The sequence below is a fragment of the Kitasatospora sp. NPDC097691 genome (assembly GCF_040302665.1).
GTDB lineage: Bacteria > Actinomycetota > Actinomycetes > Streptomycetales > Streptomycetaceae > Kitasatospora.
The window spans coordinates 1-15,770 of record NZ_JBEORY010000066.1 but is presented as its reverse complement, the minus strand read 5'-3'; the positions used below and the strand labels follow the sequence as shown (position 1 = coordinate 15,770).

At 73.1% G+C, this 15,770-nt stretch carries 12 protein-coding genes; 3 read left to right on the top strand and 9 right to left on the bottom strand.

The window, feature by feature from the left end:
- Positions 1-15: 15 nt before the first annotated feature.
- Positions 16-1,281: an SUKH-4 family immunity protein gene (locus ABTY56_RS32590; RefSeq protein WP_350632974.1), complete on the bottom strand. Its 1,266-nt coding sequence runs from the start codon at positions 1,279-1,281 to the stop codon at positions 16-18.
- Between the two features lie 223 nt (positions 1,282-1,504).
- Between ABTY56_RS32590 and ABTY56_RS32585 the strand changes: the two genes are divergently transcribed.
- Positions 1,505-4,330 carry a penicillin acylase family protein gene (locus tag ABTY56_RS32585; RefSeq protein ID WP_502893233.1) on the top strand — a complete coding sequence of 942 codons (2,826 nt, stop codon included), beginning with the start codon at positions 1,505-1,507 and terminating at the stop codon, positions 4,328-4,330.
- A 46-nt stretch (positions 4,331-4,376) separates the two neighbouring features.
- Here the strand turns inward: ABTY56_RS32585 and ABTY56_RS32580 are convergent, their stop codons facing one another.
- Positions 4,377-4,679: a hypothetical protein gene (locus ABTY56_RS32580; RefSeq protein ID WP_350632973.1), complete on the bottom strand. Its 303-nt coding sequence runs from the start codon at positions 4,677-4,679 to the stop codon at positions 4,377-4,379.
- 191 nt (positions 4,680-4,870) lie between these two features.
- Here ABTY56_RS32580 and ABTY56_RS32575 point away from each other — a divergent pair, with 191 nt between their 5' ends.
- Both ABTY56_RS32575 and ABTY56_RS32570 read left to right on the top strand, forming a co-directional pair.
- Entirely contained in the window at positions 4,871-5,425 is a 555-nt protein-coding gene (locus ABTY56_RS32575) for a YceI family protein (protein ID WP_350632972.1), read from the top strand.
- 103 nt (positions 5,426-5,528) lie between these two features.
- The gene (locus tag ABTY56_RS32570; protein ID WP_350632971.1) at positions 5,529-6,746 is read left to right on the top strand and encodes a threonine synthase; all 1,218 of its coding nucleotides are present in this window, start codon (positions 5,529-5,531) and stop codon (positions 6,744-6,746) included.
- Between the two features lie 65 nt (positions 6,747-6,811).
- Here ABTY56_RS32570 and ABTY56_RS32565 read toward each other — a convergent pair whose 3' ends face one another.
- From ABTY56_RS32565 to ABTY56_RS32535, 7 genes are all read right to left on the bottom strand, one after another.
- Entirely contained in the window at positions 6,812-7,876 is a 1,065-nt protein-coding gene (locus ABTY56_RS32565; RefSeq protein ID WP_350632970.1) for an ABC-2 membrane transporter-related protein, read from the bottom strand.
- The gene (locus tag ABTY56_RS32560; protein ID WP_350632969.1) at positions 7,873-8,715 is read right to left on the bottom strand and encodes an ABC transporter ATP-binding protein; all 843 of its coding nucleotides are present in this window, start codon (positions 8,713-8,715) and stop codon (positions 7,873-7,875) included. Before ABTY56_RS32560 ends, ABTY56_RS32565 begins: the two co-directional genes overlap by 4 nt.
- Positions 8,712-9,128, bottom strand: a complete 417-nt coding sequence (locus ABTY56_RS32555; RefSeq protein WP_350632968.1) for a GntR family transcriptional regulator — start codon at positions 9,126-9,128, stop codon at positions 8,712-8,714. Before ABTY56_RS32555 ends, ABTY56_RS32560 begins: the two co-directional genes overlap by 4 nt.
- A gap of 128 nt (positions 9,129-9,256) precedes the next feature.
- Complete coding sequence (locus ABTY56_RS32550; protein ID WP_350632967.1) at positions 9,257-10,312, bottom strand: MDR family NADP-dependent oxidoreductase; 1,056 nt, start codon at positions 10,310-10,312, stop codon at positions 9,257-9,259.
- Positions 10,309-11,973 (bottom strand): phytoene desaturase family protein, encoded by a 1,665-nt coding sequence (locus tag ABTY56_RS32545; protein WP_350633007.1) that lies wholly within the window; start codon positions 11,971-11,973, stop codon positions 10,309-10,311. Before ABTY56_RS32545 ends, ABTY56_RS32550 begins: the two co-directional genes overlap by 4 nt.
- 26 nt (positions 11,974-11,999) lie before the next feature.
- Entirely contained in the window at positions 12,000-13,769 is a 1,770-nt protein-coding gene (locus ABTY56_RS32540; protein WP_350632966.1) for a phytoene desaturase family protein, read from the bottom strand.
- A partial coding sequence (locus tag ABTY56_RS32535) for an AMP-binding protein (protein WP_350632965.1) occupies positions 13,756-15,770 on the bottom strand: 2,015 nt, incomplete at its 5' end. The genes ABTY56_RS32535 and ABTY56_RS32540, both read right to left, overlap by 14 nt.

The window sequence follows — 15,770 nt, the reverse complement described above, 5'->3', positions numbered from 1 at the left end:
TCCACCCGCCCACCGCTACTCCAGCAGGCTCCCCATGTGGCCGTCGTCGGTCCGGATCGGCCAGAAGTGGACCGCGGACGCGAAGGCCTCCGGGTCCAGCCTGCGCAGGGCCTCTTCCGCCGCGCCGTCCAGCAGCTCCCGCGGGTGGAAGACCTCCCAGGGCACCGAAGCCTTCCGGCCCACCCAGCGGCGCCGCTCGGCGCGCAGGCGCTCGTACGTCCAGACCACGTGGAGCAGGGCCGAGACGTCCCGGTGCAGGTACGCGGCGGGCTCGCCGTCGTCGAACCAGGACGGGAGTTCGAGGCGGCCGGTGGCGCCGTCCAGCGCGATCGTGAAGTCGTACATCCAGTCGGCGAAGGCCAGGAACTCGCCCTGGTGGTCGCGGCGGTACTCCTCGCCGTACTCGGGGTCATCGGGGTCGTAGGAGTCCGGGAAGGTCTCCGCCATCGTGAGGAGCGGCCCCACCTCGTCGATCCGGAACATCCCGCGGTCCGAGAGCGGCAGGCCGAGCCCGGTGAGCAGCCGCCGCGTGGGGGCGTGCAGGAGCGCCGCGGGCAGGTCCGACTCCTCGAAGCGCCGGACGGTGCCGTCGGTGAGCGCCGCGAGCTCCTCGACCAGGGACACGTCGACCGCGTACCGCAGGCCGTCCGGCTCGCCCGGCATCGCCCCCCAGGCGAGCGCCCGGACCCGCACCGCCGTCTCCCAGTGCGCCGGCCGGTCGTCCGTCCGCAGGAACAGCTCCGGATCGGCGGCGTACATCCGCTCCAGGGAGATCCTGGTGGCCTCGGCGACCGCCACCGGCCCGCGCGGCTCGAGCTCCTCGCCCTCCTCGGGCTCGTACGGCTCGTCGGCGCCCGCCGTGACGGCCTCGACCTCGATCATCAGCGCGACCAGCGACTCCAGGCCGCAGGCGAGCAAGTCCCGCCGCAGGGCCCCGGATTCGTCCCGGCAGGCCAGGTACACATCGCCGGAGGCCCCGTCGAGCAGCACATCGGCGAGGGCCCCGCCGAACGCGTCGTCGTACGTCGTCTCGCCCAGCACGATCAGCCCCTCGGCGCCCTCCTCCCGAAGCCCGTCGTACCACGTCGCGGCCGTCGCCAGCGGCTCGTGCCACGACGCCGTCAGGTCCAGGTGGGCGAACGAGCGGGGCAGGCCCCCGGCGGCCAGCCGCTCCCGGCTCGGCCCGTGGGTGAGCCCGGCGGGCAGCTCCCGGGGCCCGAAGCCCTCCGGCGCCCCGACCTTCGCCTCCGCCGCCGCCACGACCTCCGGCTCCGCGCCCATGCCCACCCGCCCCCCTCCCCCGCCGTTCCGACGGACGATCTTGCCTTCGACGCGACCGACCATAACCGACACCACCGACAACCGGCCCGAACGCGCTCGCCGCCCCGGCCAAGGAAGCGTCAACTCCTGGGCGCGCCACCGTAAATGGCATGCACGCCACTAGCCAACCGGCCAGTAGCGCCCCTACCGTCGACCTCCCGTGGCTTCGACGGAGGAGTCCGCCTTGCGCCTACGCCCCCACCCCCTCCGACACCCCTTCCGGTCCCAGGCAGCCGCCGCCCTCGCGTCGGCCCTGCTCGCCACCGCCGCCCTGACCACCGCCCCCACCGCTGCCGCCGCCCCCACCGCGCCGACCGCGCCGACCGCCGCCGTCGGCGACTACTGCGGCGGCCACTGCGCCGACATCCTGCCGCCCGGCGAGAACGGCAACGCCACCCTCGCCGACATCCTGCTCAACCGGATGTTCGGCACCCGCCCCGCCCACACCGACGACCAGCTCGGCCCCTACGCCGCGCTCGTCTCCGGCTACCCCGGCCTCACCGAGGCCAAGCTCCGCGACTTCTTCAACGACGCCTCCTTCGGCGTCCCCGCCGACCAGGTCGCGAGCACCACCAACCCCCGCCCGGACGTCACCATCGTGCGCGACAAGGCCACCGGCGTCCCGCACATCAGCGGCACCACCCGCTACGGCACCGAGTTCGGCGCGGGCTACGCCGCCGCCCAGGACCGGCTCTGGGTGATGGACCTCTTCCGGCACGTCGGCCGCGGCCAGCTGTCCGGCTTCGCCGGCGGCGCCGCCGCCAACCGTCAGCTGGAGCAGAGCTTCTGGCAGGCCGCGCCGTACACCGAGGCCGAGCTGCAGCAGCAGATCGACGCCATCGCCGCCCGCGGCGGCCGGGCCACCCAGGCCCTCACCGACGCCAACGCCTACCTCGACGGCATCAACCAGTACGCCAAGGAGTCCTACAACGCCCGCACCTTCCCCGGCGAGTACGACCTGACCGGGCACATCGACCCGATCACCAACGCCGGGTCGATCGAGCCGTTCAAACTGACCGACCTGGTCGCCCTCGCCTCCGTGGTCGGCGCCCTGTTCGGCTCCGGCGGCGGCAACGAACTCGCCTCCGCCCAGGTCAAGTCGGCCGCCGAGGCCCGCTACGGCAAGGACGCCGGGGACGCGCTCTGGAAGTCGCTGCGCGAGTCCGACGACCCCGAGGCCGTCCAGACCCTGCACGACGGGCAGAGCTTCCCGTACGCGACCGTCCCCGACCGGCCGCAGGGCGAGGCACTGCCAGACCCCGGCTCGGTGGTGCCCGAGCGGATGATCTACGACGCCACCGGGTCCGCCGGCACCGCGGCCACCAAGGCCGACGGCGTCCTGCCCGGGAACCTGCTCACCGCCAAGCACGGCATGTCCAACGCTCTGCTGGTCTCCGGCGCGCACACCGACGACGGCCACCCCGTCGCCGTGTTCGGCCCGCAGACCGGCTACTTCGCCCCGCAGCTGCTGATGCTGGAGGAGATCCAGGGCCCCGGCATCAGCGCGCGCGGCGCCGCCTTCGCCGGCCTGAGCTTCTACGTGCAGCTCGGCCGCGGCCAGGACTACGCCTGGAGCGCCACCTCGGCCGGCCAGGACATCACCGACAGCTACGCCGTCCCGCTCTGCACCACCGACGGCTCGCCGGTCACCACGGCCGCGAACTCCTACCTCTGGCACGGCCAGTGCGTGCCCTTCGACCGGCTGGAGCGCAAGAACGCCTGGAACCCGACCACCGCGGACTCCACCGCGGCCGGCTCCTACACCCTGGTGATGTACCGGTCGAAGTACGGCCTGGTGACCGCCCGCGGCACGGTCGGCGGCGCGCCCGTCGCCTTCACCTCGCTGCGCTCCACCTACCGCCACGAGGCCGACTCCATCATCGGCTTCCAGGAGCTCAACGACCCCGGCGCGGTGCACGACCCGGCAAGCTTCCAGCGGGCCGCGCAGGACATCAACTACACCTTCAACTGGTTCTACGCCGACTCCCGCGACATCGCGTACTACAACTCCGGCAGCAACCCGGTGCGCGCCCCGGGCGTCGACGCCGGACTGCCCGTGCGCGCCGAACCCGCCTACGAGTGGGCGGACTTCGACCCCGCCGCCAACACCGCCCGGTACACCCCGGCCGCCGAGCACCCGCAGTCCGTGGACCAGGACTACTACGTCTCCTGGAACAACAAGCAGGCGGACGGCTACACCTCGGCCGGCTTCGGCAACGGCTCGGTGCACCGCGGCAACCTGCTCGACGACCGGGTCAAAGCGCTGCTGCAGGGCGGCGGCAAGGTCAGCCGGGTCTCCCTCACCCAGGCCATGGAGAGCGCCGCGCTCGCCGACCTGCGGGCCGAGGACGTGCTGCCCGACCTGATCCGGGTGCTGCGCAGCGCGCCGGTCACCGACCCGGCCACCCTCACCGCCCTCCAGCAACTGGAGGCCTGGCTCGCCGACGGCGCCCGGCGGAAGGAGACCACTCCCGGCAGCCACACCTATGCGGACGCGACCGCGATTCGGGTACTCGACGCCTGGTGGCCGCTGGTCGCCGAGGGCGTCATGCGGCCCGGCCTCGGCGACCAGCTGTTCACCGCGCTGACCGGCGCCCTGCAGATCAACGAGTCACCCTCCGGCGGGCAGACCGGCCCCGGCGGCGGCCCGGTGAGCGCCAACGAGGGCATCCCGCACAAGGGTTCCTCCTTCCAGTACGGCTGGTGGAGCTACCTCGACAAGGACCTGCGCGCCGTCCTCGGCGACCAGGTCAAGGGCCCGCTGGCCCGCCCGTTCTGCGGCGGCGGCGACCTCACCGCCTGCCGGGGCGTCCTGCTGGACACCCTCAAGCGCGCGGCAGCCCAGACCCCGGCCCAGGTCTACCCGGGCGACCCGGACTGCTCGGCCGGCGACCAGTGGTGCGCCGACACGATCATCCAGCGCCCGCTGGGCGGCGTGACGGACGCCAAGACCACCTGGCAGAACCGGCCCACCTACCAGCAGGTGGTGCAGTTCCCCGGCCACCGCTGAGCCACCGGACGGCCGCCGGTGCCCCTCGCCGGGGCGCCGGCGGCCGTCACTTCGCCCGCGCGGCGGCGACCTCCGCGTCACCCTTCAGGTTGTTCGCCTCGCGGCGCAGCCGATTGCGCGCGTCCACGTAGGTCCTCCGGGTGGCGCTGGTGGTCAGCCGACCGGCGGTCCCATCGACCAACTCCCCCACGGTGTCGACCAGTTCGGCGATCGCACGCAGCAGCGCCGCCTCCTCCGCAGCCGGCACCAGGTCCCGCCCGCCCTCCCGGGCCTTCGGCAGCGCGTCCTCCCTGATCTTCGTCCTCGCCGCCCGAACCGCCTCGACCATGGCCCCGATCCCGCTGTCCATCCCGACTCCCTGTCCGCGCTCGGCTTCCGGTGTCCCGCGTGTCCCGGGGTTCCTTCCCTCCCCGCGCCCCGCTTAGGCCCGACCCGCCCAACCCGACGGGCGACGCCCGAGGACTGCCCCTAGCGTGGTCCGGGGACCGCCCGACCACCCCCGGGCCGGGTCCGACACCCGTACCAGGAGGCACACCGACCATGACCGCCAACCTCTCCGACCTCACCGGCGACTACGTCCTCGATCCCACCCACACCCGGATCGGCTTCGTCGCCCGGCACGCCATGGTGACCAAGGTCCGCGGTGCGTTCCACAAGTTCGAGGGCACCGCCCACCTCGACGGCGCGGACCCGACCCGCTCGACCGCCCAGCTGGTGATCAAGGCCGAGAGCATCGACACCGGCGTCGAGCAGCGCGACCAGCACCTGCGCACCAACGACTTCCTGGACGCGCCGAACTTCCCCGACATCACCTTCCGTACCAGCTCGATCGAGGCGCGCTCCGAGACCGAGTACCGCGTCACCGGCGACCTCACCATCAAGGAGACCACCCGCCCGGTCGCCATCGACTTCGAGTACACCGGCAACGCCGTCGACCCCTACGGCAACCTGCGGGTGGGCCTGGAGGGCTCGGTGACCATCAGCCGCAAGGAGTACGGCGTCACCTGGAACGCGGCGCTGGAGGGCGGCGGCGTCCTGGTCGGCGACAAGGTGGTCCTGGAGTTCGACATCTCCGCCGTCCGCCAGAAGCAGTGACCACCGCGGGAGCCCGTCGGCACCACCGGGAGCCCGTCGACCTCGGGGCGGCAGCCCGGCAAACCGCCGGACCGGTCGCCCACCGCCCGGCTAGTCTCCTGACATGGCAACAACAGACTCCCTCGCGACCGGCCAGCGCTCCCTCGGCGACCCCGACCTCGACTACCCGCTCTGGCCCCCGCTCACCGCGGGCTGCCCCCGCACCGGCACCGAGGACGTCTCCTACCCCGTCGAGGTCGACTACGCCTACGACAAGGCCGACCCGGCGAGCCTGTTCGCGCCCGCCCCGACCCGCGGCGGCCTGGAGCGCTGGGCCCCGCTGCTGCCGCCGCTGCTCGCGCCGGGCCTGGGCGAGGGCGCCACGCCGCTGGTCGAGATCGAACCCGGGGTGTACGTCAAGGACGAGTCGCGCAACCCCACGTGGAGCCACAAGGACCGGCTGAACCGCTGCACCACCGGTGCCGCCGTGGGCGTCGGCGCGCCCGGCATCGCGGTCGCGTCCTCCGGCAACCACGGCGCCTCGGCCGCGGCCTACGCCGCCCGCGCCGGGCTGCGCTGCGTCGTGTTCACCGGCCCCGACGTCCCCCCGAACGTCGACGCCTTCCTCAACGCCTACGGCGCGGTGGTGCTCCCGGTGCCGTGGGAGGCGCGCTGGCCGTTGCTGCGCCAGGTGGTCGACCGGCTCGGCCTGCACCCGGTCAGCAACCTGACCACCACCCACACCGGGCACGCGTACGGCCCCGAGGGCTACAAGACCGTCGCGTACGAGATCTTCCAGGACGTCGGCGTGCCCAGCGCGGTGTTCGTCCCCACCGGGTACGGCGAGCTGCTCTTCGGCGTCTGGAAGGGCTTCGCCGAACTGCGCCGCCTGGGCCTGACGGACCGGGTGCCGCGCATCCACTCCTGCGAGGCGGCGGCCTCCGGTCCGCTGGCCCGAGCCGTCGAGCAGGGCCTCCCGGCCGCCCGGGTGACGGTGGGTCCTAGCAACGCCTATTCGATCGCCTCCCCGGTGAGCGGCTACCGCGGGGTGGTCGCCGTCCGGGAGAGCGGTGGCCGGGCGCTGACCCTGGACGACCGCCGCCTCGCCGACGCCCAGCGCGAGCTGGCCCGCGCCGGCCTGTGGACCGAGCTGTCCGCCGCGGCCGGCCTCGCCGGACTGCGCAGCCTCGGCGAGCCGGACCTCTCGGACGGCCCGGTGGTGTGCGTGTCGACCTCCACCGGCTTCAAGGACCTGGGTGTCGGCAGCCGCCGGACCGAGCCCGTCGCCCCGGAGTGGGACGCCGTCCTCCGCCGCCTGCGGGCCGCCGGGATCACCGGCTGACGCCCGGCCGCCGGCCGCCCTTCACCGCGGGGCCCTCGGCGTCCGCACCGAGGGCCCCCGCCCCGCTACACCGTGGTGCGGGCCCGGCGCACCAGCCACCAGGTCACGGCCAGGGACACCGCGAACAACCCGAGGTTCAGCCCGTTCTCGATCAGGTGGAAGGTCCCCAGCCGACTCGCCGGCTGCAGGCTCTGCTGGATACCGGCCAACCCGTGCTGCTGCAGGCAGGAGGTGAACGCCTCGGTCCGCCCGTCGGGGACGCTGCCGCACCACTGCCCCATCACCTCGTTGTACGGGTGGAGGGCCCCGCCCGCGTCCACGAAGGGCGCCTTGCCGCCGTCCAGCAGCAGCTCGTTGGCCACCGGCGCGAAGGGGTCGACGCCCTGGCCCCGCTCCACCCCGAGCCCGATCGTCCGGGTCACCGGGTCCATCAGGTGCGGCCGGAGCTGCTCCATCAGCATCGTGCGTGCGCCGAAGGCGCCGAGCACCGCCACGAACGCGGGCAGCAGCCGGCGCAGTCCCGCCCCGAGCGCCACGCCGAACATCCCCCAGCCGAGGGCGAGCGTGAGCGGCAGCCAGCCGCCCGCCTGGTAGAGCGTCCCCTCGAACAGGCTCCGCCGGTCGGCGAGGTGGACGAGCTGGGCGACGTGCAGGCACTCGGCGGCGAGCGCCGCGGCCAGCCCGCCGACGACGGTGCCGAGCACGGCCAACTTGCCGAACAGCCACTGCTGCGGGCTGACGTCCTGGGACCAGGCGAGCAGCAGGGTGCGCTGCTCGTACTCCCGGGCCAGCAGCGGCACCCCGATGAACATGCCGAACATCGCGGGCAGCAGGACCACGAAGTTCAGCTGGTAGCCGGCGATGTCGGCACCGTGCCTGATCCGGGCGAGCCGGTCGTCCGCGACGGCCTTGGCGCAGTCCGGTCCGTGGCACAGGTCGAGTGCGCTCTGCAGGTCCGCGGCGTTGACGGCCATCCAGACCAGAAGGGCGAGGGTGGTGACGGCGACGCCGATCAGCTGCCAGCGGTGCTGGCGCCAGCTGAGCCAGAGGATGCCGCGCCACAGGTGCCCCCGACCGGCGGGTGCGGGCCGGGTGGCGGCGGGCAGTGGGGTGGCGGCCGGGGCGCTCACCGTCCGGTCTCCCCGAGCGAGGTCCTCAGGTAGCCGAGCACGATGTCCTCCAGGGTGACGGGGTGGCCGGTCCAGCCGGGGGCGTGAAGCGGGGTCGCCGCGCCGAGCAGGGTGCGCACCACGAAGGTGGACTGCCTGGCGGTGTGGTTCTCGTGGACGACCTCCCCCTCGACGGGCGGCCGTTCGGCCCGCGGGCCGGTCAGCCGCACGTGCTGGGCCAGGAGGTCCTCGACCTCGCCGTCCAGGATGTTCCGGCCGTGCGAGAGGAGCAGTAAGTAGTCACCCACGCCTGCGAGTTCGGCGACGACGTGGGTGGACAACAGCACCGTCATCCCGGTCTCGGCGACCTCGCCGAGCAGTTCGCCGGTGACGGCCTTGCGGGCGACCGGGTCGAGGTTGGCCAGCGGCTCGTCCAGCAGGAGCACCGACGGGCAGGCGCCGAGCGCGACGGCCAGCGCGACCTGTGCCTGCTGCCCGCCGGAGAGCTTGTCGCAGCGCCGCGCCGTCGGGATGTCGAACCGGGCCAGCCAGGCGAGCGCGCGGGCCTGGTCCCAGACGTGGTTGGTGTGGCGGCCGAAGTTCAGCATGTCGGTGACGCTGAAGTCGCGGTAGAGCGGCTTGTCCTGGGAGAGCAGCACCACCCGGCCATCCGCCCGGTACTCCCCGGCGGTGGGCTTGAGCATGCCGCCGGCGATGCCCAGCAGGGTGGACTTGCCCGCGCCGTTCGCGCCGACCAGCGCGACCACCCCGCCGGGCGGGAGCGAGAAGCTGCAGTCGTCCAGGGCGGTCACGCCGCGGTAGCGCTTCGTCAGCCCGCGCGCCTCCAGGGCCGCGGTCACGCCCCGGCCCCCTGGCGCGTGTCGCGCTCGGCGGCGGCCGGTTCCTCGGCGAGCACGGCGGTCACCAGGGCCTTGACGTCCTCGTCCTCCAGCCCGGCCTCGCGGGCGTCCGCGACCCAGCGGGCGAGCCCGGTGCGCAGCCGCGCCATGTCGTGCGGTTCGACGGCGCCGAGCGAGCCGGTGACGAAGGTGCCGGAGCCCTGCCGGGCCTCGACCAGGCCGCCGTGCTCCAGCTCGCGGTAGGCCTTGAGCACGGTGTTGGCGTTGACCGTGCACGAGACGACGACGTCCCGGACAGCCGGGAGGCGGTCGCCGGGCTTCAGCAACCCCAGCCTGAGCGCCTCCCGTACCTGCTGCACGAGCTGCGCGTAGGCCGGGAGGCTGTCCGTCCGGTCCACATGGAATTCGATCACGGGGCATCTCCTCGGTCGTTGAGGCCTGCCCCTGAATTGTTATGGTCTAGTAGAACACTAGTCAACCACTACACCGAAACGCTGCTCACCCGACCGAACCCGCCGCCCCGGAACACCGGGGCCGCCGCTCAGAGCTCCACCAGCACCTTCCCCCGGTTCGCCGAGCGGTCCACGTAGAGGCTGCGGTACGCGGCGGGGATGCTGTCGAAGCCCCGGTGCACCGTCTGCTGGTACGTCAACTCCCCACTGCGGACCAGCGCGCCGAAGTCCCGCCGCAGCGCCGTCCAGTTCTCCTCGGTGAACCACTCCAGCGAGAAGATGCCGCGGATCGTCGTGCGCGGGTACATGATCATCGGAAGCAGCCGGGGCCCGGCCCAGTCGCCGCCGACCTGGCTCCCCCACTGCCAGCAGACCGCCACCCGGCTCTCCACCGCGAGCATGCCGAAGACCACGTCGGTCAGCACCCCGCCGAGGCTGTCGAAGTAGCGGTCGACGCCGTCCGGGGCCAGCTCGGCGAGCTCCTTCGCCAGCCGTTCGGGCGCGTCGCCGTCGCGGTACAGCACCACCCCGTCGAAGCCCAGCTCCCACAGCCGCTCGGCCTTCTCCGGCGTCGCCGTGGTGCCGATCACCCGGGCGCCCCGGTGCCTGGCCAGCTGCCCCACCAGCGAACCCACGGCCCCGGAGGCCCCGCTGACCAGCACGGTCGACCCGGGGCGCACGTCCAGGAACTTCTCGACCGTCCCCCAGGCCGTCATCCCCGGCCCGCCCAGGATGCCGAGCGCGGTGGACAGCGGCAGCACCTCGTCGTAGTGGCCCGGGTCCAGCCGGCGGAAGGCCGGGAAGACCATCGGGAAGGTGCCGGTCTGCCAGAGCCTCGGCGCGCCGTTGCTGATCACGTGGCTGCGCCAGCCGCCGAAGCCCTGCACCAGGTCGCCGGCCGCGAACGGCGCGGCCGGCCCGGCCTCCAGCACCTCCATGACCGAGTCGGCGCCCATGTGGTCGCCGATCGGGGTGTCCAGCGCGATGCCCTGCAGGTACGGGTCGACCGAGACGTACCGGGTGCGCAGCAGCATCTCGTCCTCGGCGAGCCGGACGTCCACCTCCTCCACGACCTTCCGGTACATCCGATCGATGTCCGGCACGCCGTCCACGTGCTCCCGGACGGTCCACTTCTCGATCCTCACGAGGTGACTCCAAACTGGCGCTCGACGGGTCCGACCGGGTCGATGAGCAGGGTGGGCGGCGGCGCGCTGTCGTCCACCTCGGCGGTGAACGGCTTGCGGTCGTCCCGGCAGACGAACTGGACGACGTGCCGGCCGGCCGCCGCCGCCCGGATCAGGCCGCCGGTGGTCGCCCACACACCGGAGAGGTAGAAGTTCGCCAGGCCCGGCAGACCCGGCCCGTTGCGCTTGATCTCCTCCTCCAGGGTCTCGCCGCTCTCCACGAAGGGCTGCCAGCCCAGCACCGTGCCGTCGTAGTTGCCGGTGTAGCGGACCTGGGTGAGCGGGGTGGAGACGTCCCTGACCGCCACCGCGTCCTTGAGGCCCGGGTGGTGGCCGTCCAGGAACTCGATCACCGCGTCCCGCACCCGGCGCTTCTCCCGCTGGTACTCCCGGCCCCGGCCGACCGGCAGGGTGTGCAGTTCCTCGCCGCGCCGCAGCCGGGGCGTCTGCTCCGCCCCGGTGCTCAGCGCGCGCCAGGGAGCGATGTCGCAGAAGTAGCTGGCGTAGACCACGGTCGTCCCGGCCGGGGACAGCTCCGGGTAGTGGCGGCTGCGGAACTGGACGTTGATGCTGGGGTGCCGGATCCCGGTGAGGCGGGCGGCGACCTCGTCCTCCAGCAGGTAGGTGGTGCACGGGTCGCCGGCCGGGAAGGGGCGGCGCAGGCCGAGGAAGACGGTCAGGTACCCGGGGAAGACCATGCCGGGCTCGGTGATGGTCCGGGTGTACAGCCGGCGGTAGGTGTCGTTCAGGTAGCGGCCCTTGAGCAGGTCCAGCATCGTCGTCCGGCCGTCGCAGGCCGCCACCACGATGTCCGCCCGCTCCTCCCGGCCGTCGCTCAGCCGCACCCCGACCGCCCGGTCCCGCTCGACCAGGATCTCGGTGACCTTGGCGTTGTACGTGATCTCGCCGCCGAGCCGCCGGTAGCGCTGCTCGACCGAGTGCGCCAGGCCGAGCGATCCGCCCTCCGGCACCCCGGCCGACTGCCCGGCGTGCGAGGCGAGTTGGAAGTACGTCGGCAGCACCGGGAAGTTGGGGTGCTTCTCGTACAGGATGAAGTTGAACGCCTCGCGCAGCAGCGGGCTGCGGAACCGCGCCGAGTAGTCGCTCATCAGCACCGTGATCGAGCGCCGGATCACGTTGAAGTACGGCAGGAAGGAGGCGAGCATCCGCCACCGCTCCCGCCGGCCCATCAGCCCGACCGGCTTGAGGAAGGGGTAACGGGCCAGTGCCAGGCGGAACTTGCGCAGACCGGCGCAGAACTGCCTGATCTGCCGGGCGTCCTCGGGCGCGAGATCCAGCAGGTGGGCCTCCAGCCGGTCCGGGTCGGAGTAGAAGTAGACCGCTCGGCCGTCCCGGGTGCGCACCACGTTGAACACGTCGAAGTTGCGCATCTGCTTGCCCTGCAGGGCGCCGAGCTCCAGCCAGATCCGGTGCATCTCGTTGCCCGGTCCGCTGCCCAGCAGCCAGCTGACGCAGCAGTCGAAGGTGAACTCGCCGCGCTCCCAGCCGGTGCAGCAGCCGCCGGGGATCTCGTGCATCTCCAGGATCCGGGTGCGGTAGCCGTTCATCTGCGCGTAGCAGCCGGTGGACAGGCCGCCGAGCCCGCCACCGATGATGACCATGGTCCGCCTGCCGGTCGTCGTCCCGCTCACTCCGCAACTCCCACTTCCGCCGCTTCCACTTCCGGCCCGACGGTGTCCGGCCCGACGGCGTCCGCCCCGATCGTGTCCGCCCCGACCGTGTCCGGCGCTCCCACGGTGGCCCGGTCGAGTTGCGGCAGGCTGCCCCACTTGCCCGGGTGCCAGGGCTCCCGGTTGTCGCTGGGCCAGGCCCGGAACGGCCGGCCGAGTTCCCGGCAGAGGTACTGCGCGGCGAACCGGCCGCTGGTGGCGGCCCGGATCAGCCCGCCGAGCGCGGTCCACTGCCCGGCCATGGAGAACCCGCCGAGGCCCGGCAGTCGCATCCGGTCCCGGTTGACCAGTCGGTTGGCGGCGTCCTCGGCCTCGGAGAAGGCCTGCCAGGCGAGGATGGAGCCGTAGGTGTTGCCGGTGAAGCGCTCGGTGGTCACCGGGGAGGCCACGTCGACAAGTTCGATCCTCCGGCCGAGGCCGGGGTACGTCCGCTCCAGGAAGCCCCGGACGAAGGCGGCGACCTCCTGTTTGCGCGCCCGGTACGCCTTGCGGTCCCGGAGCCGCAGGTCCTTCCAGGAGCGGTAGTCGCTGAAGTAGGTGCAGTGCAGCACCGACTTGCCGGGCGGTGCGAAGCCCTCCGCGTAGGACGAGCGCAGTTGCACCACCAGGCTGTGCTGGAGCGAGCCGGGCAGCCGGGCGCCGTCCTCGGGCGCCAGCAGGTAGGTGGTGCTGTGCGGCTCGCCCTGGGGCAGCGCGCCGTCGATGCCGACGAAGGCGGAGACCACGGCCGGGTACAGGTTGCCCGGCTTGTCGAGCAGTTCGCCGTACAGCAGGTCGGTGGCGGGGCTGGAGTAGCGGCCCTCCAGCAGCCGGTCCAGCACCGTCGGGCCGTCGCAGGCGGCGACCACGTGGTCGGCGAAGTGCCGTGATCCGTCCCGGAGTTCGACACCGACGGCGCGTCCGTCCTCGACCAGGATCCGCTCCACCCGGCAGCGGTAGCCGATCACCCCGCCGAGCGAGGTGTACCGCTCCTCCACCGAGCGCGCCAGCCCCAGCGAACCGCCCTGCGGGAAGCCGGCGTTGCCGTTGTGCGCGGCGGCCAGCGTGTACAGGTACGGCAGCAGCGGGAAGCCCGCGGGCTCCTGCAGGAACATGTTGGGGAAGGCCCGGCGCAGCAGCGGGTCCTGGAAGCGCTCCGCGAAACCGCTCATCGGGGTGGTCGCGGTGCGCCAGAACAGCCGGAAGGCGGGCAGGACGGTCCGCAGGGTGCGCAGCCGCTCCGCCGTGGTGCGCAGCGGCGGCGGGGTGAGTTCCCAGGGCAGGTCGATCGCGGCGAAGCGGCGCAGGTCCCGGCAGAAGGCGCGGATCGGCTTGGCGTCGCCGGGGGCGATGGCCAGCAGGTGGCGTTCCAGCCGGTCCGGGTCGCCGTAGAAGGTGACGGCGCGGCCGTGTTCGTCGACGACCCGGTTGAAGGTGTCGAAGCGGGTCACCGACTTGCCGTCCAGGGCGCCGAGTTCGCTCCAGACCTGGTGCGCGCCGGTGCCCTCGGCGGTGCCGATCAGCCAGTCGATGCAGTAGTCGAACAGGTAGCCGTGCCGGGACCAGGCGGTGCAGCAGCCGCCGGGCAGGACGTGCTTCTCGAAGATCCGGGTCTCCAGGCCGCTCATCTGCGCGTAGCAGCCGGTGGCGAGGCCGGCCAGGCCGGCCCCGATCACGATGACCCGGGGCGGGCCGCCGGGGGCCCGCTCCCTGGTGGACCAGTCCGGTCCGCGGTCAGCCGCGGCCATCGGCGGTGCCTCCGGCGAGGATGGCGCCCGCCAGTTCGGCGTTGCGGGCGGCGTGCTCGCCGTCGAGCATCTCGGCGTGGCTGCCGTGGCCGGCGTAGACGGCGGTGCCGGTGGTGGAGGCGCCGTGCCAGGAGCCGTCCTCGCCGCCGACGTGCACGCTCAGCCGCTCGCGCTCGCAGACCACGTCGAGGTGGGCGTGCACGGTGCCCGTGTTGGGGGTGCGGCTGCAGAACTCCAGGTAGTCCCGGGCCTGTTCGAGGGTCTCCCGGGCGACGATCCGCGAGCCGGTGTGGCGGTGCAGGTGTTCGTGGAGTTCGCGTTCGAAGACGGCCACGTGCTCCTCGCCGAGGTCGAAGGCGTCCAGGACGCGGTAGGCGTCCACCAGCAGCACCGAACCGACCGTCCGGCCCCGGCTTTCCAGCTCCTTGGCCACTTCGAAGGCGAGGTTGCCGCCGAGCGAGTAGCCGAGCAGGACGTGCGGACCGGACGGGTCCAGTTCCTCGACCAGGTCCGCGTAGCGGGCGGTCTTGTCGTCGCCGGTCAGGTAGTTGAAGGCGGCGATCCGGTGCTCGGGCAGGTGTGCGGCGAGCTGCCGGTAGACGAGGCCGTGGCCGCCGGCCGGCGGGAAGCAGAAGACCGTACGGCCGTGGGTCGCCTCGGCGTTGAACCGCAGGTAGGGCTGTCCGCCGGCCACCTCGCCGGTGATGATCTGCTCGATCGTGCGGGCCATGCCGTGCAGGGTGGTGACCTTGAACAGCAGGCCGACCGGGATGCCGATGTTGAACTCGGTCTGCAGGTGGTGGATCAGCTCGATGAGCCGGATCGAGCTGCCGCCGAGTTCGAAGAAGTCGTGCTGCAGGCCGACCTCCTCCAGGCCGAGCAGGGTGCGCCAGTGCTCGGCGACCCGGGTCTCGTAGAGGGTGACGGGCGGTTCGTGCTGGGCGCCGCCGGTGTCGGCCTTGGGCTCCGGCAGGGCGGCGAGGTCGACCTTGCCGTTCGGGGTGAGCGGCAGGGCGGGCAGCTCGGTGAGGTAGGAGGGGATCATCACGGTGGGCAGGTGCTCGGCCAGGTGGCGGCGCAGTTCGCGGCGGTCCAGCACGGTGCCCTCGGCGGGAACGACGTAGGCGGCCAGCACGGCCTCGCCGGAGGAGTCCTGGCGGACCGCCACGCAGGCCTGGGCGAGTTCGGGGCGGGCGGTGAGGTGGGCCTCGATCTCGCCCGGCTCGATCCGGTGGCCGCGGACCTTGACCTGGTTGTCGATCCGGCCGAGCAGGTGCGCGGTGCCGGCGGTGTCCCAGTGCCCGAGGTCGCCGGTGCGGTAGAGCCGTACGGGCGGGCCGTCCAGTTCCAGGGTGGTGAAGCGCTCGGCGGTCTGCTCGGGGTCGTTGGGGTAGCCGGCCGCGACGCCCGCGCCGCCGATCCACAGCTCGCCGGGCACGCCGGCCGGGACGGGCTCGCCGTACGGGTCGAGGATGTACAGCGCGCAGTTCGGGAAGGGGCGGCCGATCGGCACCATCCGGCCGGGTTCCAGCTCCTCGGCCGCGCCCTCGTAGTAGGTGCTGTCGACGGTGGCCTCGGTCAGCCCGTAGGAGTTGACCAGCCGGGTCCGCTCGCCGCACAGGGCGCGCAGCCGGCGGTGCTCGGCGGCCTTCCAGGAGTCGGAGCCGACGATGACCAGCTTGAGGAAGTCCAGCCGCAGGCCGTCGCGTTCGCAGTGGGCCAGCAGGGCGCGGGCCACGGCGGGCACGAACTCTCCGCAGTCCACGGCCTCCTCGCGCATCACCCGGTGCAGCCGGGCGGTGTCGAAGAGCAGTTCGCGGTCGACCAGGACGAGGGTGCCGCCGGTGCCGAGCGCCCGGGCGAGGTCGCCGGAGAAGACGTCGAAGGCGGTCCCGGCCATCTGCAGGTGCACCCGGGCCTCGGTGTCCAGCCGGTACTCGGCGCGCCAGCCGGCGGTGACGGCGGCCAGGTTGCGGTGGTCGACCCGGACCCCCTTGGGGC

Bases quoted from the DNA above. Each gene is read 5' to 3' on its own strand.
- ABTY56_RS32590 (WP_350632974.1), bottom strand. From the start codon at position 1,281: ATGGGCGCGGAGCCGGAGGTCGTGGCGGCGGCGGAGGCGAAGGTCGGG.
- ABTY56_RS32580 (WP_350632973.1), bottom strand. From the start codon at position 4,679: ATGGACAGCGGGATCGGGGCCATGGTCGAGGCGGTTCGGGCGGCGAGG.
- ABTY56_RS32575 (WP_350632972.1), top strand. From the start codon at position 4,871: ATGACCGCCAACCTCTCCGACCTCACCGGCGACTACGTCCTCGATCCC.
- ABTY56_RS32570 (WP_350632971.1), top strand. From the start codon at position 5,529: ATGGCAACAACAGACTCCCTCGCGACCGGCCAGCGCTCCCTCGGCGAC.
- ABTY56_RS32545 (WP_350633007.1), bottom strand. From the start codon at position 11,973: ATGGTCATCATCGGTGGCGGGCTCGGCGGCCTGTCCACCGGCTGCTAC.
- ABTY56_RS32540 (WP_350632966.1), bottom strand. From the start codon at position 13,769: ATGGCCGCGGCTGACCGCGGACCGGACTGGTCCACCAGGGAGCGGGCC.